Source organism: Alteriqipengyuania halimionae, assembly GCF_009827575.1.
Taxonomy (GTDB): Bacteria; Pseudomonadota; Alphaproteobacteria; order Sphingomonadales; family Sphingomonadaceae; genus Alteriqipengyuania_A; species Alteriqipengyuania_A halimionae.
Genome location: NZ_WTYR01000001.1, coordinates 2,272,654 through 2,297,495 on the forward strand (window position 1 = coordinate 2,272,654; position 24,842 = coordinate 2,297,495).

Sequence of the window (24,842 nt, forward strand, 5' to 3'; positions counted from 1 at the left end):
GACGGCCGATGCTCGGCTCGATCCGCTCCTCGCTCCCTAGGTGACGCCAGGGCAAGCGAAGGGCAAGGGGCTTTGTTTGAGGGCGTTAGGCGAGCACGGCAGCGCGCTCAGAACTTGAGGCGCGTTCCGACATAGACCGCCTGATCGTCCTTGCGGCCATCGGCGATCGGTACCAGCCGGTCGCGATCGGCCTGACGATACCGCACGCCCGCAGTCACCGCGACCGAGCTCGACAGACTGTAGGAGCCGCCCAGATCGACGCGGGCCTCGCCATCGCCGTCGAAGGTGCGCGGTGCACGACCCGCGCGCTGGCGCTCGTCGATCTCGACCACCGGCGCAAAGCGCGATGGGCCGTCCTTGGCACCGGGCGAAAGCTTGAACGCCGTCATGTTCGCCAGCGGCTGATCGTCCTGCTTGTCGGCAGCGACCAGATTGTCGGAGAAACTCTTGGTGCCGCGTGTCACCGCCAGATTGTAGGCGCTTTGCGACATCCGCATGGCCGAAGGCGCATCGCCCGGCCTGGTCTGGATCGCGCGGGCGTTCGACGGATCGACGCGCACCGCAATCGAAAGCGCGGTATGCGCGCGCGGATCGGCGCGGCCGGGCGTTACGCTGAAAAGATCGCCGCTATGCGAGGGGCGCGCGAGCGAGCGCAGCATCACCGCACGGGCATCGGCCGTCTCGAGCGCATCGTCGGACAGCGAATCGAGCCCCGACTGCGCACTTTCCATCACGCGTGCCGGATCGAACCCGGCCGAGAGACCCAGAACAGCGCTCGGGATCGCGAGCAGGCCGACAGCCCCGCCAAGGACGAGGAAACTGTGGGGGCCGGCAAGGATCGAGCGTGTCGTCATGCGTTGCTCCGGTTCATGTCATACCCGGCGTGAGCAGCGCATTAACGCGCCAGTCAGCCGGTTTCGGCTTGTACCATAGCAGACGCACGGTCGTGGGCAAAGTTCTTCGCGATTCGCGCTGGATCGAGGGTCCGCGAACAGCGTATCGATCGGGCGTGGAACGGGTGCGGGGCCTTGCCGCCGCCGCGCTCGCGACTATAGAGAGCCAACAGCGCCCGCAAACGGCGCGCAAGACCAAAGAACAGGATTTTCCATGAGCCACCGGGCCTTCACCCTTACCGCCAAGACCCTTCTGGTCGGTTTTTCCTCGCTCGCCCTCGTGGCGTGCGGAGGCGGGCAGGAACGCCCGTCGGCCGATCTGGCGGCGTCAAACGTTACCACCATCGGCGTCAACGCCTATCTCTGGCGCGCCGCGCTCGACACGCTGAGCTTTGCGCCGCTGTTGCAGACCGATAGCGCCGGCGGCGTGATCGTGACCGACTGGTACGCCAATCCCGACAATTCGGCCGAGCGCGTGAAGCTGACCGTATCGATCCTCGATCAGGACCTGCGCGCCGATGCGATCCGCGTGGCCGCGAGCCGCCAGGTCGCCGCGGGTGGCCAGTGGGTCGATGCGCCGGTCCAGGCCGCGACGATCCAAAAGCTCGAAGACATCATCCTGACCAAGGCTCGCGATCTGCGTCGCGGCGCCGTCGGGAGCTGATTCCCGCGCTTTGGGGGCGCTTTGAATGACCGAACAGTTCGATCCGTCCACCGTCGACGGACATTGGCAATCCGTGTGGGAAGAGCGCGGCACCTTCCGCGCCGACAGCGATAGCGACAAGCCCAAGAGCTACGTGCTCGAGATGTTCCCCTATCCCAGCGGGCGCATCCATATCGGGCATGTCCGCAATTACACGATGGGCGACGTACTCGCGCGCTACAAGACAATGCGCGGCCACGAAGTGCTCCACCCGATGGGGTGGGATGCGTTCGGCATGCCGGCGGAGAACGCCGCGATGGAAAAAGGCGTCCATCCGGGCGGCTGGACCCGCGACAACATCGCCAACATGAAAGCGCAATTGAAGCGCCTGGGCTTCTCGCTCGACTGGAGCCGCGAACTCGCGACCTGCGAGCCCGATTATTACGGCCACGAACAGGCGCTGTTCCTCGACCTCTACGAAGCGGGGCTGGTTTACCGCAAGGAAAGCGCGGTCAACTGGGACCCTGTCGACATGACCGTGCTCGCCAACGAGCAGGTGATCGACGGCAAGGGCTGGCGTAGCGGCGCCGAAGTCGAGAAGCGCAAGCTCTCGCAGTGGTTCCTCAAGATCACCGATTTTGCCGACGAGCTGCTCGAAGGGCTCGATTCACTCGAAAACTGGCCCGACAAGGTCAAGCTGATGCAGGCCAACTGGATCGGCAAGAGCCAAGGGCTGCAATTCCACTTCGACGGGACCAATTTCGACGAGCAGATCGAGGTCTACACAACCCGGCCCGATACGATCTTCGGCGCCAGTTTCGTCGCCGTGGCGGCCGAGCATCCGGTGGCGCAGGCCGTCGCCGAAACCCGCGCCGAGGCGCAGGCCTTTATCGAAACGTGCAAGGCCGGCGGGACCACCGCCGCCGAACTCGAAACCGCCGAGAAGCTCGGTTTCGACACCGGGCTCAAGGTCGCGCACCCGTTCACCGGCGACGAACTTCCGGTCTACATCGCCAATTTCGTGCTGATGGAATACGGCACCGGCGCGATCATGGCGGTGCCCGGGCACGACCAGCGCGATTTCGACTTCGCGACCAAATACGGCCTGCCGATCCCGCGCGTCGTCGCGCCGAGCGCGGACGATGCCGACAAGCCTTTCGCTGGCGAGGCCGAATCGGGTGAGGGCGTGATCGTCAATTCGGACTTCCTCGACGGGATGGAAATCGACGCGGCCAAGGCCGAAGTGATCGCCCGCATCGAACAGCAGGGCCGGGGCGAAGGCAAGACCGTGTGGCGCCTGCGCGACTGGGGCGTGTCGCGCCAGCGCTACTGGGGCACGCCGATCCCCTTCATCCACTGCGAGGCATGCGGCATCGTGCCGGTGCCCAAGGACCAGCTGCCGGTCGAGCTGCCCGAGGATGTCGATTTCCAGACTCCCGGCAACCCGCTCGAACGGCACGCGACCTGGAAGCATGTCGAGTGTCCGAAATGCGGCGGCAAGGCGCAGCGCGAGACCGACACGCTCGACACGTTCGTCGACAGTTCGTGGTATTTCCTCCGCTTCGCCAGCCAGCCGGACGACAAGCCGTTCGACCGCGAAGAAGTCGCCAAGTGGATGCCGGTGGAGCAGTATATCGGCGGGATCGAGCATGCGATCCTGCACCTGCTCTACGCCCGCTTCTGGACGCGCGCGCTCAGCGCTTGCGGCAAGCTGGACGTGAAGGAACCCTTCGCCAGCCTGTTCACGCAAGGCATGGTGACGCACGAGACTTATTCGCGCGAGATCGACGGTCGCACCCTCTACTACGCGCCGAGCGAGATCAGCCGCGAGGCCGAGCGCGCGACGCTGAAAGACGATGGCGGCGAGGTTTCGATCGGCCGGGTCGTCAAAATGTCCAAGTCGAAGAAGAACGTCGTCGACCCGGACACGATCATCGACACCTACGGCGCCGATGCGGTGCGCTGGTTCATGCTGTCCGACAGCCCGCCCGAGCGCGACCTGCCGTGGTCCGAAGCGGGCATCGAAGGCTGCGGGCGCTTCACCCAGCGACTGTGGCGGCTGTTTGCGCAGTTCGACGATGCAGCCGAGGGCGAGGACAAACCGCTCGACCGCAAGGCCGCGCAGACGATCGCCGCCGTGGCCGAGGATATCGAGGCGCTCGCCTTCAACAAGTCGGTGGCGCGCATCTACGAACTCACCGGCGCGGTCGAGAAGGCCAAGCCTTCCGCCTCGCGCAGCGCTGCGATCCGCGCGCTGGTGCAACTCGTCGCGCCGATGATGCCGCACCTTGCCGAAACGGCGTGGGCGCAGATGGGTGGCGACGGCCTCGTCTCCGAAAGCGCGTGGCCCGAAGTGGACGAAAAGCTGCTGGTCGAGGACGAAGTCACCATCGCGGTGCAGGTCAAGGGCAAGCTGCGCGACACCTTCAGCGCCCCCAAGGGCGCGGGCAGAGACGCGCTCGAAGCCCAGGCGCTCGCGCGCGAAAAGATCGTCAACGCGATCGGCGACGCGCAAGTGCGCAAGGTCATTGTGGTGCCCGATCGTTTGGTGAATATCGTCGTGTGATGCGCACGCTCCTCGCCCTTCTCCTCGCCTTCTCGCTGGCAGCCTGTGGCATGCAGCCGCTTTACGGCACCTCGTCGGGTGCGACGCAGGCGGGGCTCGGGGCGATCGAAGTGGCCGAGATTCCCGGGCGCGCCGGCTGGCTGGTGCGCAACGAGCTGGCCGACCGGTTCGGCGCTGCCGGATCGCAGGATCCGCGCTATCGACTCGACGTCCGGCTCGACGACCAGCTCGAAGGGCTCGGCCTGCTGTCCGACGAAACGATCGGCCGCGAACGCCGCACGCTGCGCGCGCGCTACCAGTTGGTCGACGTCGCGAGCGACGCAATCGTACTCGACGCCACCACCGAATACGACGCCGGGATCGACGTCGTCTCAAGCGATTATGCCACCATCGCGGCGGAAGAAACCGCGCTCGAGAATCTCGCCAAAGAAGTGGCCGACCGGATCGTGACCCGCGTGGCGCTGGCGCTCCGCGAAAAGCAATGAAGGTCAAATCGGGCGAATTCGCCCGCCGTGCGCCGCAATTGGCGCGCGATTGCCGCCTGTTCTTCCTCTGCGGCCCCGACGAGGGCGGAGCCTCCGCCGCCGCCGACAAGCTGATCGCCGCACTGCCCGATCCGGGCGAGCGGATCGAGTTTTCAGGCAGCGAAGTGAAATCGGACCCGGTCAAAGTCGCCGACGAAGCGGTCTCGAGCTCGCTGTTCGGCGGATCGCGCCACCTGTACCTGCGCGTTTCGGGCGAGGAAGCGAAAGACGCGCTCGCACTGCTGGTCGAGCAGGGCGAGGAGGCTGCCCCGGTGATCGTCGTGGCGCGATCGGCGAGCGACAAGTCGCGCTCGGCCAAGCTGCTCGAAAAGCGCGCCGATGCGGTGGTCGCGATGTTCTATCCGCCCGATTTGCGCTCGCTTGCAGGAGAAGTCCGCCAGATGGCCGATGCAGCCGGACTGCGCCTACCGACCGCGCTGGCCGAGCGAATCGCCAGCGGCGTGCGGCTCGATGCGCGGCTCGCGAAGAGCGAGGTCGACAAGCTGTCGCTCTATCTCGATGCCTCGCCGCAATCGCCCAAGAGCGTCGACGAGAGCGACTATGACGCGGTTTGCGCGTCGAGCGAGGATGATGGCTTCAACCCGCTGGTCGCGGCCGTGCTTTCGGGCAAGACCGATCGCCTCGCGCACGAGCTCGAACGCTATCGCCACACCGGCATGAACGCAGTGGGCGTGCTGCTGGCCTTCGAACGGCGCGTGGCGCAACTGGCACAGCTCGCCTCGCGGCTCGGCCCGCGCCAGTCGATCCCGGCCTTCATCGAAGACGAGAGCCGTGCGCGACGGGTGTTCTGGAAGGACAAGGGCGAGCTGACCGACCAGCTGTCACGCTGGCGCGGCCCCGCGCTCGAACGGTTGGTCGAGCGGATGGTCGAATTGCACCAGCAGATCCTCGCGCGCAGCCAGGACGGCGATTTGCTGCTGGCCCAGGAACTGACGCAGATCGCGCGCTACGCTGCACGCGGAAAGTGAAGGCTCGTCGGATGTGGTGACCCATCGGGGTCACCTTGGTGCCCGCCCGCACCCAGAAATAATCTATACCTAATTCGAATCCGGCACCCGGAAGCTGCCGCTGACACGGCCATTGCTGCCGGTGCTCGTCGCAGGGCCATCGCTACTGCCGCTCGATCCGCCGCCGATGCTCGAGACACCGCTGCGCAAGTCGATCGTCAGTCTCCCGCCCGACAGTTTATCGCTGCCGCGATTGAGGGTGACGCCGCCCGCCATGGTGATGATCCGGCGACCGAAATCGTAGACCGCCACGCCGCCGCGCGCCGATTCGTTTCCGCGGGTCACCGTGACCCCGCCGGTCGCGGTGATCCGATTGATCTGGAGCGCACCGGCATCCGAATAATCGATGATCGTGCGGCTCGCGCGCATTGTCAGACCCGCTTGCCGGATGATCACATTGCCAGACAGCACCGCGCGATTGGCGCGATCGTCGAGTGTGAAATTGTCGGCATCGAACTCCACCGGGGCGTTCGAATTGTGTCCGGCAATCGCCTGCGCGGGCAATCGGGTGGCGGCGAACAGGGCAAGGCCCATCAATACGAAAGCGAGCAGGGCGATCCGCATGGGCGGACGGGAACGTGTCGTCATGGCATCCTCAATCGTCCGGGGATCATCCGGAATTTCGCACGGCCCGAAAGCCGCAAGGTGCGGGTCGGCAAATCCACCCGCATCGAACCGGCGCTGAACGTGCCGGCGGGGATCGCACCCGACACGCCGCCGCTGCCGGTGATCACTTGGTCCTCGAGATCGATCTCCACTCCGGTGGCCGAGACCGAGTAGCCGTCACTGGCCGTGAAGCGGATCGTGCCGTCGACTGCAACCGTGTTGGCGTCGAGATCGAACACCCCGTCGGGCGCGACGATCTGCGCCGGTCCGCCGTCGAGCAGGATGCTGGCCTTGAGGCCGCGCATCACCAGTTGCGGAACCTTGGCGCTGCGCTGCGACGCGCTTTCGGCGACCAGCGAGAACGGCCGCCCCTTATTGTCGGCGCCGCGGTAGATCGCATCGTCGACCCGCAACCGTTCATCGGTCACCGCGACCTTGTTGCGATCGAGCAGGAAGCTGATTTCACTGCGCGGCGCGATCGGCGAGAGGATCATGACGGCCGCGACTGCGCCTGCCGCGGCCGGCAGTCCCCAGGCGAACACCTTTACCAGCCGGTCGTGAAACCCGCCCGGCTGCGCCCAGCGCTCACGCTCCGCCCGCGCGCGATCGGCCGCGCGGCTGGTGGTGGGCACCGCATGCGTCGTCACGCCGCGATCCTAGGCATGGCTGAAAATGTCGTGATCGTCCCAGCCGAGATAATCGAGCCGGGCGCGGGTGGGGAGGAAATCGAAGCAGGCCTGCGCGATCTCGGTGCGTCCTTCGCGCTCGAGCCGGGCGACCATCACGTCGTAGAGCTGGTGCAGATAGCGCACGTCCGAGGCGGCGTATTCGCGCTGCGCATCGTTGATTTCCGGTGCGCCCCAATCGGACGATTGCTGGGCCTTGGACAGATCGTGATCGGTGAAATCGTGGACCAGCATCTTGAGTCCGTGGCGATCGGTGTAGGTGCGGGTCAGCTTGCTCGCGATCTTGGTGCAGAACACCGGCGCGGCGGTTACGCCGAGATAATATTCGATCGCGGCGAGATCGAAGCGGGCGAAGTGATAGAGCTTCACCCGGTCCGGATCGCCCAGCACGCGCTTGAGGTTGGGCGCATCGTAACTGCTGCCCGGGGCGAAGCGGACGAGGTGCTCGTCCCCGGTCCCGTCGCTGATCTGGACGACGCAGAGCCGGTCGCGCCGGGTGACGAGACCCATGGTTTCGGTATCGACGGCGAGCGGGCCGGTGCCCTCGAGCACGCCGTCGGGGAGGTCTTCTTCGTGGAAATGGATAGCCATAGGCGAGGAGCCCTACGCCCTGCCTTTTCCGCAGGCAAGCGCGAGCACGCGCTGGCAGGTGCGCCGCGCGCGCGATAGCACGGGCGCCGATGAGTGCAGAACCGATCCCCGAGAGCTGGCGCGCAGTGCTCGAACCGGTGCTGGCGACGCCCGAGGCGCGCCGCCTGGGCGGGTGGCTCAGCGCCGAAGAAGCGGCCGGCAAGACCGTCTATCCCGCGCGCGGCCAGCGGCTCGCCGCGCTCGACCTGACCCCGCGCGAGAATGTGCGCGCGGTGATCCTGGGGCAGGACCCCTATCACGGGCCGGGACAGGCGCACGGCCTCGCTTTCTCGGTGCCCGAAGGCGTGAAACTGCCACCGAGCCTGCGCAACATCTACAGGGAACTGGCGGCGGATTGCGGCGGAACGCCGCCCGAAAGCGGATCGCTGGTCCATTGGGCGAAGCAGGGCGTGCTGCTGCTCAACAACTCGCTGACGGTCGAGGCGGCAAACGCGGGAAGCCATGCGGGCAAGGGCTGGGACGCGATCACCGATGCGGTAGTAGCAGCGGTCGCGCGTTCGGACACACCCACCGCCTTCATCCTGTGGGGCAGCCATGCGCAGGGCAAGGCCGCGCGCATTCCCGAGCTGACCGACGACGGGTCGCATCTGGTGCTGCGCTCGCCGCACCCGAGCCCGCTATCGGCGCATCGCGGCTTCTTCGGATCGAAGCCCTTCGGCAAGGTCAACGCCTTCCTCGAAGCGCATGGGCGCGGCACGATCGACTGGTGCGGCAAGGCCCGCGCCTGATCCGCCCGAAACGGCAGGGTCAGGCGGCGCCGCTGCTCCGGTCTTCCTGTGAGGATTCGCGCGATTCGTTGGCCGGAGCGGTCCGCGCATGCATTTCGCGCAGACGCTCGATACCCGGTCCCGACACCGCCGTGCTGGCGCGCTGGCGACGCAGCCGCTCGGGCGCACGCGGATTGCGGGCGATCGCCTGGGCGAGCCGCTCGGTCAGCTGCAGATAGGACAGTTCGAAAAGGTCTTCACGCTGCGGCCTCGGCTGGCCCGCAGGAGCGGCGGATGCGGCAATCGGAGACGGCGCAGGATTGGAAGCGGGTTTGTCGTCACGCGCGAAACTGGTCGGCAGGCCATTCTGGGCCATCCGCGCGGGATCGATCGCATGGACATTGCTCGGCAACGGCGGCGAGCCGGCGAAGGGCGGAGCCGGTTCGGGCTCGACATCCGCTTCGGCGGTCGCTTCGAGCTCGTAATCGGCGACCGGATCGCTTTCCACCGTCACCGGCTGTTCGGGTCCCGCGTCATCTTCCGTCTCGTCGGCCTCATCCTTGAGGGCCGGGCCGATCCCCACTTCGGGACCGAGTTCGTCGAACACCGAGAACGGCGAGCGCGGGCCGTCGTCGGGATCATGGCGCAGGAAGGGTGCGAGCGCATCGGGTGCCGGTTCGGGCTCGGGCTCGGGATCGTCCCGGTAGCCTTCGCCGTAATCGGCTTCGGCGGAGACGGGCTCGGCGTAATCGTCATCGAGCGCGAAATGATCGTCGTGGTCATCGCTTTCGGCGGCTTCGTCGTGCTTCTCGACCTCCGTCGCCGGTGCTGGCAGAGCGGGCAGGGGCTCAAGCCCCTCGTCCGCGTCGATCGCCTCGGCGTCAGCCAGCGGCGCGGCAATGTCCTCATCCCCGGCGCCGGTGGTCCCGTCGATATCGAGAGCATCGGCAGGCGCCTTGGCGCGGACCAGCATCGCCGCCAGCGCCAGACCGATCACCGCGCCGATCCCGCAGGCCAACAGCGCGACCAGCACGCGTGCGGTCGATCCGAGCGGCGGCTGCGCGGCAGAGAGATATTGCGGCAGGCCCGAGGCCACGACCCAGCTTTCCATCGTCGGGCGACCGATCACGAGGCTGCACAGGCCAAATGTCGCCCCGAACCACATCGTCACAACCGCCGGAAACAGCGGGTGCTGCGTGATGCTTTTCGACGATGTTTCCATGCCCTTGCCCCTTGTTACGTCCGGCGACGCGCCCCCGAATCGCCCCTGTTCGCGATCACTCAGATGGCAATGTCCCCGTTCTTGTCCTTCCGGGCTAGGAGGGCGTGGTAAATTTTTTCATAACGCTGTGCATTGCGCGCCCAATCGTGGCTTTCGCGCACATGCGCTTCGCCCGCCGCAATCATCGCCGACCACTGGTCGCGCGAATCGAGCAGGCGCGAGATCGCGGCGGCGCATTCGGCGGGGGAATCGGGCTTGAACAGCACGCCCGTTTTCCCATCCTCGACCAGTTCGCGATGCCCGCCGACCGCAGAGGCCGCGACGATCTTGTGCTGCGCCATCGCCTCGAGCGGCTTCAACGGCGTGACCAGTTCGGTCAGGCGGCTGGCCTTGCGCGGATAGGCCATGATGTCGGCCAAGGCGTAATAGCGCGGCACCTGATCGTGCGGCACCCTTCCGACAAAGCGGATCGCGTCTGCCGCGGGCGAAGCCCCCGCCTGGCGTTCGAGCGCCTCGGTGCGTGGCCCCCCGCCCACCAGCAGCAAACGCACATCGGGGTGATCGGCCACCAGAGCGGGCATTGCCGCGATCAGCGTGTCGAGCCCTTCGTAATCGTAGAAGCTGCCGATGAAGGCGATCACCGGCCCGTCGCCGAGGCCCAGCTCGCCGCGCAGCGCCGGATCGGGCGCTTGCGCCTTGCCGAACAGCGACAGGTCGACCCCGTTGGGCACCACGCCGATCCGGTCCGCCGCCACGCCGCGCGCGATCAGATCGTTGCGCAAGCCATTGCAGATCGTGACCACCTGGTCCCCCGCTTTCACCACCTGGTTTTCGAGCCCGCGCGTGAGGCGGTATTTCATGTTGCCTTCGCGCCCGGTCATGTTGCCGACCGCCGCATCCTCCCAGAAGGCGCGGATCTCGTACACGAAGGGCAGGGCGCGCCGCCCGCAGACCCGCGCCGCCGCGCTGCCGCACAGGGCGGGCGAATGGGCGTGAACGATATCGGGCTGCCAAGCGTCGCATTGGCGATCGATGGTGTCGGCGAGTGCGCCGATCTCGTGCCACTCGCGCCATAGCGGCGGCCCGGAGGGTGCGCCCGGCGTGCGCACGAAAGTGAGCCCGTCGATCGTCTCTACCTCTGGGCCGCCGCCGGCCCCGTTCGCCGCTTGCCGCTGCCCGGTCACGCAGCGCACGTCGATACCGAGCCCCTGCTGCCCTTTCAGGATCGCGCGGGTGCGAAAGGTGTAGCCACTGTGGAGCGGCAGCGAATGATCGAGAACGTGGAGGACGCGCATCAGCCGGCCGCATGCTCCAGGAGGGGTTTGCCCGCCAGACCTTCGGGCACCGCAATCCCCGCCAGGGCGAGCTGGGTCGGCAATATATCGAGGATCGAGGCGCGGCGCTCATGGACGCGCGGGTTGCCGTTGGCGATCCACAGACAGCCATCGGGGTGGTGACGTCCGCTCTTCAGCGCATCGATCCGGTAGAACAGGCTCGCGAAATCGACGGCGCGATTGCGCCCGCCGTCGCGGATCTGCTCGTCTTCATCGACGGGGCGCGAAATCTGGCAGCCGAAATAGAGCGCGCCCGGCGCGCTTTCGATCGCGGGGAAGCCGAACACCTGTCGCCCTTCGCAATCGGTGTATTGCTCGAGCCGTTTGCGCGCCGCCCGCGCGCCTGCCGCATCGCCGCATTCGAGCATGTATTGATGCGTCATCGTGGGCGAAGCCTCGCGATAGGCGATGCCCGCCTCGCGCAGGAATGCATCGACATCGTGGAGCCGGTAGAAGTTCTGCCCGCCCTTGTCCTCGTAGCGCAGGAAAGGTTGCTGGCTCAGCGCCGTGGCGAAGATCAGCGTGGCGTCATGCCTGGCCGCCAGCGCCCGGAAACCGCCGACGAGACGGTCCATCGCGACATAGGCATCGCGCACCGCGTGGCGATAGAGCGCCATCTCGCCCGGTCCCGGTTTCACCGCAAAGGCAGCGGGGTCCATATGCCGCCAATAGCTGTGCTGCACATGCGCGACGCTGTTGGAAAAGAAGGTCGCGAAGTCGGGTTTGCGCTTTTTCCAGGCCGCGCGGAAGACATCGAAATTGAGTCGGTCGAGCAGCATCACCCGCTTCCACGACAGCCTGGATTCGCGCAGTTTCTCGCTCGCCAGTTGAGCAAGGATCGCACGCACCGTCTCGACGCTGAGCCCGTGCGACACCATGAATCCTAGGAAGCGCAGGTAATCCGCCGCCGACATCGCCCGCCCGGCATTAGAGTATTCGCGCACATTCTCGCTGACGAAGCGGGCATAGACATCGAACGCACCCGGATGCGACCGCCCATCCTCGCTCCACGGATCGGCGATGAAGACCCCGTCCGGATCGGCAAACGGGGCGACGTTCATGCTGCCGAAGTCGATCACCGAACGCCCGGCATCGAGGAGCATGCGGAACACGTCGCGATGGCCCGCCCGCGCCCCGTCGGTGAGATGGAACACGCGGTGTTCGTCAAAGGGCAGGCCGGTATGGACCGAATACCACTGGATCCACGGTTCGAGCAGCGTATCGTCATCGACATCGGGCCGGGTGACCCAGACCTCGCTTTCGGAGCGCAGGGCGGCGAAATGCGGCAGCAGGTCTTCGCCGATCAGCCGATCGAGCAGGCTCGGGCACAGCTCGTTCAGCTCGAGCACGATCTGCCTGTGGCCGGTTGCGGGCGTGGCCTTGTTGGTCATGGCTGTCTCCACCGCCCCGTGGGGCGCCCCTTCCTGCTTGTGCGCGGGTTACGATTCTTAGCGCGGTGTTAAACCCATCTTGTTACCAAGCGGTGTGCGGTGCCGATCACCGCCTTATGCCATCGCCGGTCGTCGACGGGAATCACAGCTTGGTCAACATCCTCTCCATCGCCCTGACGCATGCGCTGATGCTGATCGCGGCGTGGCGACTGCTGTTTCGCGACGATCTCACCGCCGATCCTCCGCCCCCGCCGGACGAGCCGGAAGACGAGAGCCCCGTCGAGGAATCCGATCCCGCGCCGCAATTCGGGGCCTATCGGTGACCGAGCTTTTCCTCCTCCTGTTCTTCTTCGCCATGCTGGGACTGGGCCTGCGCCGCCCGTTCCTGTGGGTGTGCCTCTACATGTATGTCGATATCGTGGCCCCACAGAAGCTGGGGTACACGATCCTGCCCTCCATTCCCGTCTCGCTGATCGCCTTCGTCGCCGCCTTCGGTGGATGGCTGGTGCTGTCGGACAAGACCGGCGCGCGATTCACCTCCCGCCAGGGACTGCTGGTGCTGCTGTTCCTCTATTGCCTGATGACGACGATCACCGCCGCCTATCCCGAAGCCGCCTGGGCCAAATGGGGCTGGGTATGGAAAGCGCTGGTCTTCGCCACTTTCCTGCCGCTGGCGCTGACCACGCGGCTGCGGATCGAAGCGGCGATCCTGTTCTACCTCCTCGCGCTCGGCACGATCGTGATCAATGGCGGGATCAAGACCGTGGTCGGCGGCGGCGGCTATGGCGTGCTGCGGCTGCTGGTGGACGACAACACCGGGCTTTACGAAGGCTCGATCATCTCCTGCGCCGCGGTGGCGGCGATCCCGCTGGTGTGGTGGCTGGCCAATCACGGCACGATCTTCCCCAAGGACTGGCGGGTGAAGCTGTTCGCGACCGGCTACACCTTCGCCGCCGCGTTGGTCCCGATCGGGACGACCGCGCGCACCGGCCTCGTTTGCCTCGCGATCCTCGGCCTGCTGGTGCTGGTGCAGATGAAGCGGCGCCTGCTCTATGGCGCGATGATGGCCGGCGCGGTGGTCGTCGCCATTCCCTTCCTGCCGTCGAGCTACACCGAACGGATGGCAACGATCGGCAATTACCAGAGCGACGAATCCGCCTCGACCCGCGTGGTCGTGTGGAAATGGACGATCCGCTACGCAATCCAGAACCCCAAGGGCGGCGGCTTCGATGCCTATCGCGGCAACAGCTTCACCTTCGATACCGTGTCGGTCGAAGACGACGGCACGAACCGCACGGTGACCACCCGCGAAGTCACCGAAAAATCCCGCGCCTACCATTCGAGCTATTTCGAGATGCTGGGCGAACAGGGCTGGATCGGGCTCGGCATCTTCCTGCTGCTCCACCTGTTGGGGGTGATCCAGATGCAGAGCGTCAAGCGGCGCTGGAAATCCGCCACCCGCGCGGACCAGAAATGGATTTCCCCGCTCGCGCTGGCATTGCAGCAGGCGCATCTCGTCTATCTGGTCGGCGCGGCGTTCGTCGGGATCGCCTACCAGCCGTTCATCCTCATCATCGTCGGGCTGCAGATTGCGCTGTGGACGTACAGCAAGCGGATGGAAGGCGAAGCGGTGCCCCGGCGCGCCACGCTTCGTCCCAGCCAGCAACTCGGCTCCGCGTGATTCGCATTGCACAACCCGCTTGCGCAGGGTTATGGCACCGGCAACCAAACCAGTTGCCAGGAGAGACTAATGGGCCCCGAAGAATTGCAGGCGAAAACCGGTGAACAGCTCGGCACCAGCGAATGGGTCGAGATGGATCAGGACCGGATCAACAAATTTGCCGACGCCACCGGGGATCACCAGTTCATCCACATCAACGAGGAAGCGGCCAAGATGACGCCGTTCGGCGGCACCATCGCCCACGGCTTCCTGACGCTGTCGATGATCCCCTATCTCACCGCCAATAGCGACGTACCCCGGCTCGACGGGATCAAGATGGCCGTCAATTACGGTGGCAACAAGACGCGCTTCATCAACCCGGTGAAATCGGGCAAGCGCATCCGGGCGCATTACAAGCAGGTCGAAATGGTCGAGAAGCGCCCCGGCCAGTGGCAGCAGACCAACGAGATCACGATCGAGATCGAAGGCGAGGACAAGCCCGCCCTGATCACCGAATGGATGACGATGTATTTCGTCTAGATCCTGACACCTTTCCGTGATCCCGGCGCAGGCTGGGATCTCCGTCCGCCTGGTCGGACATCAGTTGAACCAGACCCCGGCATTCGCCCGGGTGACGAAGGAAATTACTATGCGTGACGCCGTCATCGTTTCCACCGCCCGCACCGGCATGGGCAAAGCCTATAAGGGCGCTTTCAATTCGACCCCGGGCGCCACGCTCGGTGCCTATGCGCTCAAGCCCGCGATGGAACGCGCCGGGATCGATCCGGGCGAAGTCGACGACGTGCTGTGGGGCGCCGCGCTCCAGCAGGGCGCGCAGGCCGGCAATCTCGGTCGCCAGGTCGCGCTTCGTGCCGGCTGCCCGATCGGTGTTTCGGGCATGACGATCGATCGCCAGTGCTCGTCGGGCCTGATGAGCATCGCGACCGCGGCCAAGCAGGTCGTAATGGACCGGATGAACATCGTCGCCGCCGGTGGCCAGGAATCGATCAGCATGGTGCAGACGCCCGAAATGCGCGTGATGCCCGATCCCGAACTGATGGGCATGCACGGCGCGATCTACATGCCGATGCTGCAGACCGCCGAAACGGTCGCCCAGCGTTATGGCATCAGCCGCGAAGCGCAGGACGAATACGCCCTCCAGTCGCAGCAGCGCACCGCCGCCGCGCAGGAAAACGGGATTTTCGACGACGAGATCGTCTCGGTCACCACCACGCACAAGGTGAAGAACAAGGAAACCGGCGAGGTCACCGACGAGGAAGTCACGATCGCCAAGGACGAAGGCAACCGCCCCTCGACCACGCTCGAAGGCCTGTCCTCGCTCCAGCCGGTTCTTGGCCCCGACACCACGATCACCGCCGGCAATGCCAGCCAGCTGTCGGACGGCTCGGCCGCCGTGGTCGTGATGGAAGCCAAGGAAGCCGAAAAGCGCGGCCTCAACCCGCTCGGTCGCTATGTCGGCATGGCGGTTGCGGGCACCGAGCCCGACGAGATGGGCATCGGCCCGATCTTCGCGATTCCCAAGCTGCTCGAACGCTTCGAATTGAGCGTCGACGATATCGGCCTGTGGGAACTGAACGAAGCCTTCGCGGTGCAGGTCCTGTACTGCCGCGACAAGCTCGGCATCGATAATGACAAGCTCAACGTCAATGGCGGCTCGATCTCGATCGGCCACCCTTATGGCATGACGGGCGCACGCTGCACCGGCCACGCCCTGCTCGAAGGCAAGCGCCGCGGCGTCAAATACGTCGTCGTCACGATGTGCGTCGGCGGCGGCATGGGTGCGGCTGGACTGTTCGAAGTCCTCTAACCCCTACTGGCCAGACAAACGAAAACGGCGCGGGAAGCGATTCCCGCGCCGTTTTCTTTGGTGTGCGCCGAAAGGCGGTTCAATCGTGCTTGGCGATCCAGTCATCGACCACCGGGGCGATCTTGTCGCGCCAGCGGGAGCCGTTGAAGATCCCGTAATGGCCGACCTTTTCGGCCATGAAGTACTTCTTCTGCGCAGGCTTCAGGCCCGGGGTGATATCGAGCGCCGCCTTGGTCTGGCCCAGCCCCGAGATATCGTCTTTCTCGCCCTCGATCGCGAGGATCGCGGTGTCGCTGATCGCGCCCAGATCGATGGTCTTGTCGCGATGGACGAACTCGCCCTTGGGCAGCGAGTGCTTCTGGAACACTTCCTCGACCGTCTGGAGGTAGAATTCGGCGGTCATGTCGCAGACCGAGCGATATTCGTCGTAGAAATCCTTGGTCCGGTCGGCGCTTTCCTGGTCGCCCACGGTGAGATGCTTGAACATCTCGTAATGGCTCATGATGTGCTGGCCCAGATTCATGCTCATGAACCCGGCAAGCTGCATGAAACCGGGATAAACCCGGCGGCCCGCGCCGTGATAGCGCAGCGGCACGGTGGCGATCACGGTGTTCTGGAACCATTCGATCGGGCGCTGCATGGCGAGATCGTTGACCGAGGTCGGCGATTCGCGGGTGTCGATCGGCCCGCCCATCATGGTGAGCGTCTTCGGGCGGCAGGGGTGCTTGTCCGCCGCCATGATCGCGGTCACGGCCAGCGCCGGTACGGAAGGCTGGCAGACGGCGAGCATATGCGCGCCTTCGCCGATCTCTTCGAGGAATTCGCGCAGGTAATCGATATAATCATCGAGATCGAAGCGCCCTTCCTCGACCGGGACTTCGCGGGCATCCGCCCAGTCGGTGACGTAGACGACGCAGTTTTCCATCATCCGCTTGACGGTGCCGCGCAGCAGCGTGGCGTAGTGCCCGCTCATCGGCGCGACCACCAGCAGGCGCGGCGCGTCTTCGGGCAGGCCTTCATGGGTGAACCGCAACAGGTCGCCGAACGGCTTGTGCATCACGACCGACTCGGTCGCCGGATAGGTCTTTCCGTCCTTTTCGATGCTCTCGAGATCGAAGCGCGGCTTGCCGTAGGAAGCGGCGGCGTGGGCGAACACGTCGAGCGCCGAGGCGGTGGCCGATCCGGTGCCGGTGTATCCGTAAGGCAGGCCGGGATTGTTGAGCACTTCTGCCGTAGCCGAGGCCCAGGCGCTGGCGCCGTTGAGCCAAGCGCGCTGCATTTCATAAGCGGAATAGAGCAAGAATACGTCCTTCTGGCACCCGATCAGGGCGGTCCGTCGCGCGCAGTGGTGCCGTGTTTGCGTGCATGTTGCAATGCAACATAGGCATTTCGGTGGCAAAAAACCACGGTTCCGCCTTTCCCCGGCGATGGCGAGCCACTAGATGGGGCGGCGATGGCCGATCCTGCCCCCGAAAAATCGTCTCTGCCGCCCAAGGCCAAGAGCCTCGGGCCCCTGCTGATGATCTGGCGTGCCGCGACGCAATATCCCACCCAGGTCGCGATCGCCTTCCTCGCCCTGATCACCACCGCTGGCGCGACGCTCGCAATCCCGGCCGGGTTGAAGCTCGTCGTCGACCGGGGCTTCGCCGGTGGCGGGGATCCCGAACAGATTGCGCGCTGGTTCCGCTATCTGGGGCTGATCGTCGTCGTCCTGGCGATCGCCACCGCGATCCGGTTCTATTTCGTCAGCTGGCTGGGCGAGCGCGTGGTTGCCGATATCCGCAAGCAGGTTCAGCAAAATCTCCTGCGCCTCTCCCCCGGCTTCTTCGAAGAAAATTCCCCGCGCGAAATCTCCTCGCGCATGACCGCCGATACGACGCTGATCGAACAGGTTGTCGGCACCACCGTCTCCGTCGCGCTGCGCAATGTGCTGATGGCGATCGGAGGGACGATCTACCTCTATTACCTTGCGCCCACGCTCACCATCGGGCTGGTGATCGCGATCCCGCTGGTGGTGCTGCCGATCGTGATTTTCGGACGCCGGGTGCGCAACGTCTCGCGCACCAGCCAGGACCGGGTGGCCGATGTCGGCTCGATGGTTTCCGAAGTGCTCGGATCGATGAAGGTGGTGCAGGCTTTCGGCCAGGAGGAGCGCGAGCGGAGCCGCTTTGCCGACGCGGTCGAGCAAGTCTTCGACACCGCCAAGCGCCGCATCCTGCTGCGCGCGATCATGACATCTTTGATCATCTTCGTCGTGTTCGGATCGATCGTGCTGCTCATGTGGCGCGGCGCTGTCGGCGTTTCGACCGGGGCGATCACTGGCGGCACGATCGCCGCCTTCGTCCTTGTCGGGGGGCTAGTGGCGGGCTCGTTTGCAGCGCTGACCGAAGTGTACGGCGATTTGCTGCGCGGCGCAGGCGCGGCAAGCCGCTTGAACGAATTGCTCCGGGAAGAACCCGCCATCGCCGCTCCGGCGCGCCCGATCGCGCTGCCCGAACCGCCGCGCGGCCAGATCGCGTTCGAGAATGTCGGCTTCCGCTATCCGACCCGGCCCGAAACACCCGCGCTGGAGGATTTCACCCTTACCGTCTCGCCGAGCGAAACGGTCGCGCTGGTGGGACCGTCGGGCGCGGGTAAATCGACGATCTTCCAGCTGGCCGAGCGATTCTACGATCCGCACGAAGGCACGATCAAACTGGACGGCGTGCCGCTGACCAAGGCCGATCCGCAAGCCGTGCGCGACCGGTTTGCCTTCGTTCCGCAGGAAGGCGTGCTGTTCGCCGCCAGCGCGCGCGACAATATCCGCTACGGCGCATGGGACAGCAGCGACGATGCCATCTGGGAAGCCGCCCGCGCCGCCCATGCCGAGGATTTCCTCCAGCACCTGCCCAACGGGCTCGACACGTTCCTCGGCGAAAGCGGCGCGCGGCTGTCGGGCGGACAGCGCCAGCGCATGGCGATCGCCCGCGCGCTGCTGCGCGATGCCCCCATCCTGCTGCTCGACGAAGCGACCAGCGCGCTCGATGCCGAAAGCGAACATGCGGTGCAGCAGGCGCTCGACGCGCTGATGGAGCATCGGACCACGCTGGTGATCGCGCATCGCCTCGCGACCGTGCGCGCGGCCGACCGGATCGTGGTGATGGAGGAAGGTCGCATCGTCGAGCAGGGCACCCATGCCCAGCTGGCCGAAGCGGGCGGGCTCTATGCACGGCTCGCGGCGCTGCAATTCGACGAACCGCAGAGCGCTCTCGTCAAATAGTTGCGCGCGCGGCGTCCGGCTGTGCTATCTTCGCGCGCAAGCCGCTCTGGCGGCGCAATTTTCTGCAGAAGGGATCGTATGATCAAGCAAGCTTTGAAACTGAGCACCGGCCTCGTGGCCCTGGCGCTCGCCACCCCCACGCTCGCGGGCGAGGTTTACACGCCCGAACAGCTCGCCCCCGAACAGCTCGTCCAGGACGACGCGCAGGACGAAGGCGACGTCGCCACCCCGACGATGAGCTTCGGCACCTGGGGCTTCGACCCCGCGGCGATCGACACCGACATCGATCCGGGCGACGATTTCTTCGCCTATGCCAACCAGAAATGGCTCGATGCCAATCCGCTGCCCGCGCAGTACAGCCGCTTCGGCGCGTTCACCCTGCTCGGCGAGAAATCGGTGTCCGACGTCAAGACACTGATGGACGAGCTCACGGCCAAGGATCCGTCGGCGCTCACCAGCGACGAGAAGCGCCTCGTCGATGCCTATAATTCCTACTACGAAACCGCCGCGATCGATGCCGCGGGCCTCGCCCCGGCGCAGACCTATCTCGACCGTATCGCCGCGCCCGACACCCTCGAAGGCCTCGTCGCGCTGTGGTCGACCCCCGGCTACCCCTCCCCTCTCGGCGGCGGCGTGGAAGTCGATGCGATGGAGCCCGATCGCTATTCGGTCTATGTCAGCACCGGCGGCCTCGGCATGCCCGATCGCGACTATTATCTCGACGAAACCGAGAAGGGCGTCGGGATCCAGAACAAGTACAAGGATTACCTGACCTTCCTCTTCACCGAGGCCGGGTATGACGATCCGCGCGCGACTGCCGAAGCAGTCTATGCCTTCGAAGACAAGATCGCCCGCGACATCTCGTCCGATCGCGCCGCGTCGCGCGATGTGCGCCTGATCTACAACCCGTTCACCCCGGCCCAGCTTAGAGAACTGGCGGGCGATTTCCCGATCGAGACGATGATCGAAACCGCGGGCTTCGGCGAAACCGATCGCCTGATTGTGACCAATCTTCGCCCGAGCGAGGAAAAGGCCAAGGCACTCGGCCTGACGCCCGAAGTGATGGAAAAGCTCGGCACCGGGTTCGAAGGTATGCTCGCCCTGCTCGAGAATACTCCGATCGAAACGCTCAAGGCGTGGACGACCAAGGAATTCCTCGAAAACAACGCCTCGATCCTGCCATCGCGCTTCGACAAGGCGGATTTCGAGTTCTTCGGCAAAACGCTGCGCGGCACCCCCGAACAGCGTGAGCGCTGGAAGCGTGCAATCGGCGAAACCGAAGGCCTGCTGGGCGAACTGCTCGGCAAGTCCTACGCCCAGCGTTACTTCCCGCCGACCAGCAAGGCCGCGATGGAAGACCTGGTCGGCAATCTGCGCAAGGCGCTGGCCGCCTCGATCGAAGAGATCGACTGGATGGGGCCCGATACCAAGACGCAGGCGATCGCCAAGCTCGACAGCTTCGATCCCAAGATCGGCTATCGCGACAATCTCGACACCTATGAAGGCCTCACCATCAAGACGGGCGATCCGATCGCCAACCGGATGGCGGCGGCGCACTGGGCCACTCGCGACAACCTGGAAAAGCTCGGCCAGCCGATCGACCGCACCGAATGGGGCATGCTGCCGCAGACGGTGAACGCTTATTACAACCCGCTGAAGAACGAGATCGTGTTCCCGGCGGGCATCCTCCAGCAGCCGTTCTTCGATGCGAGCAACGACATCGCGGTGAATTACGGGGCGATCGGCGGCGTGATCGGCCATGAAATGGGCCACGGCTTCGACGACCAGGGCTCGCGCTTCAGCGCGACCGGGGCGCTCGAAAACTGGTGGACCGACGAGGACCGCGAGGCGTTCGACGCGCTGACCAATGCGCTGGTGGCGCAGTACGACCAGTTCTGCCCGCTCGACGATGGCGAAACCTGCGTCAACGGCCGCCTGACCCTAGGCGAGAACATCGGCGATCTGGGTGGCCTGAGCCTCGCCTACCGCGCCTTCAAGCTCGCCACCGAGGGCAAGGAACTGCCGGTTATCGACGGCCTCACGGGCGATCAGCGCTTCTTCCTCGCCTGGGCGCAGGTCTGGCGTTCGCAGCAGCGCGAAGACAATTACCGCAATCGCCTGCGCACCGATCCGCACAGCCCGGAAGAGTTCCGGACCAACGGCATCGTCCGCAATCTCGACGAATGGTACAAGGCGTTCAACGTGACGCCCGAAGACGACCTTTACCTGCCGCCCGAAGAACGCGTGCGGATCTGGTAAAATCCACCCCTAGACTGGGCCCCCGGCAGCACATGCGTTGCCGGGGGCTTTTTTCTGCCTGTTTTCCATGCTGCGACTTGACTTGTCGCGGCTCTCCGGCGAGCGCGCGCAACAATGGACAACTGGCTCACCGCGATCCTGCTCGGCATTCTCGAAGGCTTGACCGAGTTCCTCCCTGTCTCCTCGACCGGGCACTTGATCCTCGCGCAGGAACTGTTCGGCTACGACGCGGCACAGTGGCGGCAATTCAATATCGTGATCCAGCTCGGCGCGATCCTGGCGGTGGTCGTCTCCTACCGCTCGCTGTTCTGGGACATGGGCACCGGCCTGTTGCGGCGCGAGCGCGAATCGATCCTCTTCACGCGCAACATCCTGCTGGGCTTCCTTCCCGCTGCGGTCATCGGCCTGCTGGCAAAAGATGCGATCGACGCCATGCTCGACGCGCCGATGGTGGTTGCCGTGGCGCTGGTGGTCGGCGGGATCGCGATCCTGGTGCTCGAAAAGACCATCAAGCCCGGGCCCGACAAGGGCGTCGCCGCGCTGCCGATGCGCACCGCCCTGCTGATCGGCCTCGCCCAGTGCCTCGCCATGATCCCCGGCACCAGCCGCTCGGGCGCGAGCATTCTGGGTGCGCTGGCCCTCGGCGTCGGCCGCAAGACCGCTGCCGAGTTCTCCTTCTTCCTCGCGGTACCGACCATGCTCGGCGCGGCGACGGTCAAGATTTTCGACGATCCGGCGCTGATGGCGGGCGAGGCGGTCATCGGCTGGACCGAGATCGCAATCGGCTTCATTGCCGCCTTCCTCGTCGCTCTTGCCGTGATCCGCGCCTTCGTCGCCTATGTCAGTCGCGCGGGCTTCTCGCCCTTCGGCTGGTACCGGATCGTCATCGGCGGATTCGCCATTCTTGTGTTCTCGGGTACGATTTGAGCGAAATTTCTCGGTTCTTTTGGAACAACCCGGCGGTTGCCCTGTTAACGGCCTAGAGAAGCAACAGGGTTACAGACCATAGCCACATGTTCGGATTGATCGTCATATTACTGCTCGGCGGCTTGCTGGGCTGGCTCGGCAGCGTCGTCCTCCGCCAGGAGGATCGCCGTTCGATCGTGCTCAAGACGGGTCTGGGAATGGCTGGTGCCCTGATGGCGAGCGTTCTGGTCGAAGGCACCTCGCTTCTTTCCGGAGTGAGTCCGCTGGCGCTGCTTGCCGCCTTCGTCGGATCGATCCTGCTGGTCGCAGGCCACGCCTATTACCAGCGCGAAGCGTTTCGCTGAACCTTCGTTAAAGACCTTACCTTGCCCGAAGCATCCTGCTATTCGGGCTATCCCAAAACCACAAAGGGGAAGACTACCATGAAATTCAACACCAAAGCCGTGATGGCCGCCACCGTTTTCGCCATGGGCCTCAGCGTCGCCGCTTGCGACAGCGCTGCAGAAAACCAGGCCGAAGATCAGGCCGAAGCCTATGAAGACGTCCAGGACGGCAAGATCGAGCAGGCCGAAGCTGCTGGCGAGATCACCGAAGACCAGGCCGACGAAGCCAAGGAAGCCGTCGAAGACAAGGCTGATGCCATGGAAGACAATGCCGACGAAATGGACGCGACGCCCGAATAAGCGACGCGCCTTACGGCAAAAAGAAAGCGGCGCCGGAGCGATCCGGCGCCGCTTTTCGTTTGCCTGCGCGCAAAGTCGAAATGGTCTGGATCAGACCGGCCTGGCACCGCTGCCGCGCCCGCCGCGCAACGTGTATTCGAGCGAGCCGCGGTTCACCAGATTGTCGATGTCGATCACCGCGGTGTTGGCGTAGGTGAAGCTCGGGCCCAGTGCGCGATAGAGCTTCTCGAAATCGCGCTCGACCGTCTGGCGATAGAGATCCTCGAAGCTCTCGATCACGAAATAGGTCGGCTGCAGGTCGCTGATCACGTAATCGGTACGCATCACCCGGTCGACATTGAGCATGATCCGGTTGGGGCTTTCCGCCTCGACCGCATAGACCGCCTCGGTCGGGCCGGAGAGGATGCCCGCGCCATAGGCCCGCAAGCCCGCCTCTTCCTCGACGAGACCGAATTCGACCGTGTACCAATAGAGCGCGCCCAGCGCCTTCAGCCGGTTGTGCTCCATCGCGCGCCAGCCGGCGCGGCCATATTCCTGCATGTAATCGGCGAACACCGGATCGGTCAGCATCGGGACATGGCCGAACACGTCGTGAAAGACATCGGGTTCCTGGATGTAATCGAAGGTTTCGCGCGTACGGATGAAATTGCCCGCCGGGAACCGCCGGTTCGCAAGGTGCCAGAAAAACACGTGATCGGGGATCAGCATCGGCACCGGCACCACGCTCCACCCGGTCATACTGCCGAGCTGCTCGGATAGCTGGCCGAACTCGGGCACCCCGCCCTTGCCAAGATCGAGCTTTTCGCAGCCTTCGAGGAACGCCGTCGCCGCGCGCCCGGGCAGGATATCCATCTGGCGCTTGAACAGGTCGTTCCAGATCGCATCGTCCTGCGAATCGTATTCGGTCTGCTTGGGCTCGAGCCAGTCTTCCCCGACATGTTCGGGGCGCTTCAGGGGCGCGGTGAACACGTCTGCCGGCATATGCGGCAGCTCGGTAAAGTCGGTTTCCTCGTTCGCGGCGGTGGCCATAGTGTCGGTTTCCTCTACCTTGGATGTCCGGACCTGCGATTGCGCCTTTTCGGACGGAACCGGGTCGGATGTCTATGCCCACCATGTAGGGATCGGAGAGGCAAATTGAAACGCAAGGCATACGAGCAGGCGCTCGATCCGATGCGCGAAGAGCTCGCAATCATGGCCCGCTGGGTCAAAACCACCGGCCAGCGGCTCGTCGTCATTTTCGAGGGGCGCGACACTGCGGGCAAGGGCGGCGCGATTCGCGCGATCTCGGAGAAACTGAACCCCAAGGTCTGCCGCACCGTCGCGCTGTCGAAGCCCACGCCGCGCGAATCGGGCCAATGGTATTTCCAGCGCTATGTCGAACACCTGCCCGGCGCGGGCGAAATCGTGCTGTTCGATCGCAGCTGGTACAATCGCGCCGGGGTCGAACGGGTGATGGGCTTTGCCGACGAGGCGCAGGTCGCACAATTTCTCCGCCAGGTCCCGGTGTTCGAGCGAATGCTGGTCGATGACGGGATCCTGCTGTTCAAATACTGGCTGACGACCGATCAGGCACAGCAGGAAGAGCGCCTGCGCGAACGGCTCGACGATCCGCTCAAGCGCTACAAGCTTTCACCGATCGATCTCGCCGCGCGCGAGAAATACGACGCCTACACCGCCGCGCGCGAAGCCATGCTCAAGGCGAGCCACACCGAGCATGCGCCGTGGACGCTGGTCGATTTCAACGACCAGAAGCGCGGACGACTCACCCTGGTGCGCGATCTGCTCGACCGGCTGCCCGATACGCGAATCGATCCGCCGCCGCTCGATTTTCCGCCGCTGGAAGGTCCGCTGCGCAGCGAAACCTATTCGGTCCTCGCGCCGGTCGCCCCCTATCCCGCAGGCGCAGAGGCGGATGATGCTTGACTTTTCGCCTGTCTGGTCTAATTGCCGCGCCCGTAACGGGCGGTACGGCGAC

Annotated in this window: 24 protein-coding genes; 15 read left to right on the forward strand and 9 right to left on the reverse strand. The window is 65.1% G+C overall.

Annotated features, from left to right (window positions below):
* Positions 1-107 precede the first annotated feature (107 nt).
* Positions 108-854, reverse strand: coding sequence for a hypothetical protein (locus GRI68_RS10875; protein ID WP_160617264.1), 747 nt, complete (start codon positions 852-854; stop codon positions 108-110).
* 253 nt (positions 855-1,107) lie between these two features.
* Between GRI68_RS10875 and GRI68_RS10880 the strand changes: the two genes are divergently transcribed.
* Genes GRI68_RS10880 through holA form a run of 4 tightly spaced genes read left to right on the forward strand, consistent with a single transcriptional unit; the run spans position 1,108 to position 5,615 of the window.
* Positions 1,108-1,557, forward strand: coding sequence for a DUF3576 domain-containing protein (locus tag GRI68_RS10880; protein WP_160617265.1), 450 nt, complete (start codon positions 1,108-1,110; stop codon positions 1,555-1,557).
* Between the two features lie 25 nt (positions 1,558-1,582).
* Positions 1,583-4,102 carry a leucine--tRNA ligase gene (leuS, locus tag GRI68_RS10885; protein WP_160617266.1) on the forward strand — a complete coding sequence of 840 codons (2,520 nt, stop codon included), beginning with the start codon at positions 1,583-1,585 and terminating at the stop codon, positions 4,100-4,102.
* Entirely contained in the window at positions 4,102-4,587 is a 486-nt protein-coding gene (lptE, locus tag GRI68_RS10890; RefSeq protein WP_160617267.1) for an LPS assembly lipoprotein LptE, read from the forward strand. Before leuS ends, lptE begins: the two co-directional genes overlap by 1 nt.
* Positions 4,584-5,615, forward strand: coding sequence for a DNA polymerase III subunit delta (holA, locus tag GRI68_RS10895; protein ID WP_160617268.1), 1,032 nt, complete (start codon positions 4,584-4,586; stop codon positions 5,613-5,615). Before lptE ends, holA begins: the two co-directional genes overlap by 4 nt.
* A gap of 69 nt (positions 5,616-5,684) precedes the next feature.
* Here holA and GRI68_RS10900 read toward each other — a convergent pair whose 3' ends face one another.
* From GRI68_RS10900 to GRI68_RS10910, 3 genes are read right to left on the reverse strand one after another with little or no spacing between them, the layout of a single operon-like run.
* Positions 5,685-6,242: an LptA/OstA family protein gene (locus tag GRI68_RS10900; RefSeq protein WP_160617269.1), complete on the reverse strand. Its 558-nt coding sequence runs from the start codon at positions 6,240-6,242 to the stop codon at positions 5,685-5,687.
* Positions 6,239-6,907 (reverse strand): LPS export ABC transporter periplasmic protein LptC, encoded by a 669-nt coding sequence (locus GRI68_RS10905; protein WP_325063800.1) that lies wholly within the window; start codon positions 6,905-6,907, stop codon positions 6,239-6,241. The genes GRI68_RS10900 and GRI68_RS10905 overlap by 4 nt, the downstream gene beginning before the upstream one ends.
* A gap of 9 nt (positions 6,908-6,916) precedes the next feature.
* The gene (locus GRI68_RS10910) at positions 6,917-7,537 is read right to left on the reverse strand and encodes a ribonuclease D (protein WP_160617270.1); all 621 of its coding nucleotides are present in this window, start codon (positions 7,535-7,537) and stop codon (positions 6,917-6,919) included.
* 89 nt (positions 7,538-7,626) lie between these two features.
* Here GRI68_RS10910 and GRI68_RS10915 point away from each other — a divergent pair, with 89 nt between their 5' ends.
* Positions 7,627-8,325, forward strand: coding sequence for a uracil-DNA glycosylase (locus tag GRI68_RS10915; RefSeq protein WP_160617271.1), 699 nt, complete (start codon positions 7,627-7,629; stop codon positions 8,323-8,325).
* A 19-nt stretch (positions 8,326-8,344) separates the two neighbouring features.
* On the opposite strand, the gene GRI68_RS10920 is transcribed toward GRI68_RS10915, so the two are convergent.
* Genes GRI68_RS10920 through GRI68_RS10930 form a run of 3 tightly spaced genes read right to left on the reverse strand, consistent with a single transcriptional unit; the run spans position 8,345 to position 12,251 of the window.
* Positions 8,345-9,526, reverse strand: coding sequence for a hypothetical protein (locus GRI68_RS10920; protein ID WP_160617272.1), 1,182 nt, complete (start codon positions 9,524-9,526; stop codon positions 8,345-8,347).
* A 59-nt stretch (positions 9,527-9,585) separates the two neighbouring features.
* Positions 9,586-10,824: a TIGR04063 family PEP-CTERM/XrtA system glycosyltransferase gene (locus GRI68_RS10925; RefSeq protein WP_160617959.1), complete on the reverse strand. Its 1,239-nt coding sequence runs from the start codon at positions 10,822-10,824 to the stop codon at positions 9,586-9,588.
* Positions 10,821-12,251 carry an alkaline phosphatase family protein gene (locus tag GRI68_RS10930; protein WP_160617273.1) on the reverse strand — a complete coding sequence of 477 codons (1,431 nt, stop codon included), beginning with the start codon at positions 12,249-12,251 and terminating at the stop codon, positions 10,821-10,823. Before GRI68_RS10930 ends, GRI68_RS10925 begins: the two co-directional genes overlap by 4 nt.
* Positions 12,252-12,367: 116 nt before the next feature.
* On the opposite strand from GRI68_RS10930, the gene GRI68_RS13670 reads away from it, so the two are divergent.
* The 4 genes from GRI68_RS13670 (at position 12,368) to GRI68_RS10945 (ending at position 15,739) form a co-directional block, all read left to right on the forward strand.
* Positions 12,368-12,574, forward strand: a complete 207-nt coding sequence (locus tag GRI68_RS13670) for a hypothetical protein (protein ID WP_199799885.1) — start codon at positions 12,368-12,370, stop codon at positions 12,572-12,574.
* Positions 12,571-13,932, forward strand: a complete 1,362-nt coding sequence (locus GRI68_RS10935) for a putative O-glycosylation ligase, exosortase A system-associated (RefSeq protein ID WP_160617274.1) — start codon at positions 12,571-12,573, stop codon at positions 13,930-13,932. The genes GRI68_RS13670 and GRI68_RS10935 overlap by 4 nt, the downstream gene beginning before the upstream one ends.
* A gap of 69 nt (positions 13,933-14,001) precedes the next feature.
* Positions 14,002-14,451, forward strand: a complete 450-nt coding sequence (locus tag GRI68_RS10940; protein ID WP_160617275.1) for a MaoC family dehydratase — start codon at positions 14,002-14,004, stop codon at positions 14,449-14,451.
* Between the two features lie 109 nt (positions 14,452-14,560).
* A complete protein-coding gene (locus GRI68_RS10945) occupies positions 14,561-15,739 on the forward strand; it encodes an acetyl-CoA C-acyltransferase (RefSeq protein ID WP_160617276.1) in 1,179 nt (392 codons plus the stop codon).
* Positions 15,740-15,818: 79 nt separating this feature from the next.
* Here GRI68_RS10945 and GRI68_RS10950 read toward each other — a convergent pair whose 3' ends face one another.
* Complete coding sequence (locus GRI68_RS10950) at positions 15,819-17,039, reverse strand: polyhydroxyalkanoate depolymerase (protein ID WP_160617277.1); 1,221 nt, start codon at positions 17,037-17,039, stop codon at positions 15,819-15,821.
* A gap of 153 nt (positions 17,040-17,192) precedes the next feature.
* Between GRI68_RS10950 and GRI68_RS10955 the strand changes: the two genes are divergently transcribed.
* The 5 genes from GRI68_RS10955 (at position 17,193) to GRI68_RS10975 (ending at position 22,867) form a co-directional block, all read left to right on the forward strand.
* Entirely contained in the window at positions 17,193-18,998 is a 1,806-nt protein-coding gene (locus GRI68_RS10955; protein WP_160617278.1) for an ABC transporter transmembrane domain-containing protein, read from the forward strand.
* Positions 18,999-19,076: 78 nt separating this feature from the next.
* On the forward strand, positions 19,077-21,257 hold the full coding sequence (locus GRI68_RS10960) for a M13 family metallopeptidase (protein ID WP_160617279.1): 2,181 nt from the start codon (positions 19,077-19,079) through the stop codon (positions 21,255-21,257).
* 114 nt (positions 21,258-21,371) lie between these two features.
* Positions 21,372-22,184 carry an undecaprenyl-diphosphate phosphatase gene (locus GRI68_RS10965; RefSeq protein WP_160617280.1) on the forward strand — a complete coding sequence of 271 codons (813 nt, stop codon included), beginning with the start codon at positions 21,372-21,374 and terminating at the stop codon, positions 22,182-22,184.
* A gap of 95 nt (positions 22,185-22,279) precedes the next feature.
* Entirely contained in the window at positions 22,280-22,528 is a 249-nt protein-coding gene (locus GRI68_RS10970; RefSeq protein WP_160617281.1) for a hypothetical protein, read from the forward strand.
* Positions 22,529-22,606: 78 nt separating this feature from the next.
* Positions 22,607-22,867 carry a hypothetical protein gene (locus tag GRI68_RS10975; protein ID WP_160617282.1) on the forward strand — a complete coding sequence of 87 codons (261 nt, stop codon included), beginning with the start codon at positions 22,607-22,609 and terminating at the stop codon, positions 22,865-22,867.
* 90 nt (positions 22,868-22,957) lie between these two features.
* Here GRI68_RS10975 and phhA read toward each other — a convergent pair whose 3' ends face one another.
* The gene (gene phhA, locus GRI68_RS10980; protein WP_407643350.1) at positions 22,958-23,896 is read right to left on the reverse strand and encodes a phenylalanine 4-monooxygenase; all 939 of its coding nucleotides are present in this window, start codon (positions 23,894-23,896) and stop codon (positions 22,958-22,960) included.
* A 141-nt stretch (positions 23,897-24,037) separates the two neighbouring features.
* Between phhA and ppk2 the strand changes: the two genes are divergently transcribed.
* Entirely contained in the window at positions 24,038-24,790 is a 753-nt protein-coding gene (gene ppk2, locus GRI68_RS10985; RefSeq protein ID WP_234028910.1) for a polyphosphate kinase 2, read from the forward strand.
* Positions 24,791-24,842: the final 52 nt, after the last annotated feature.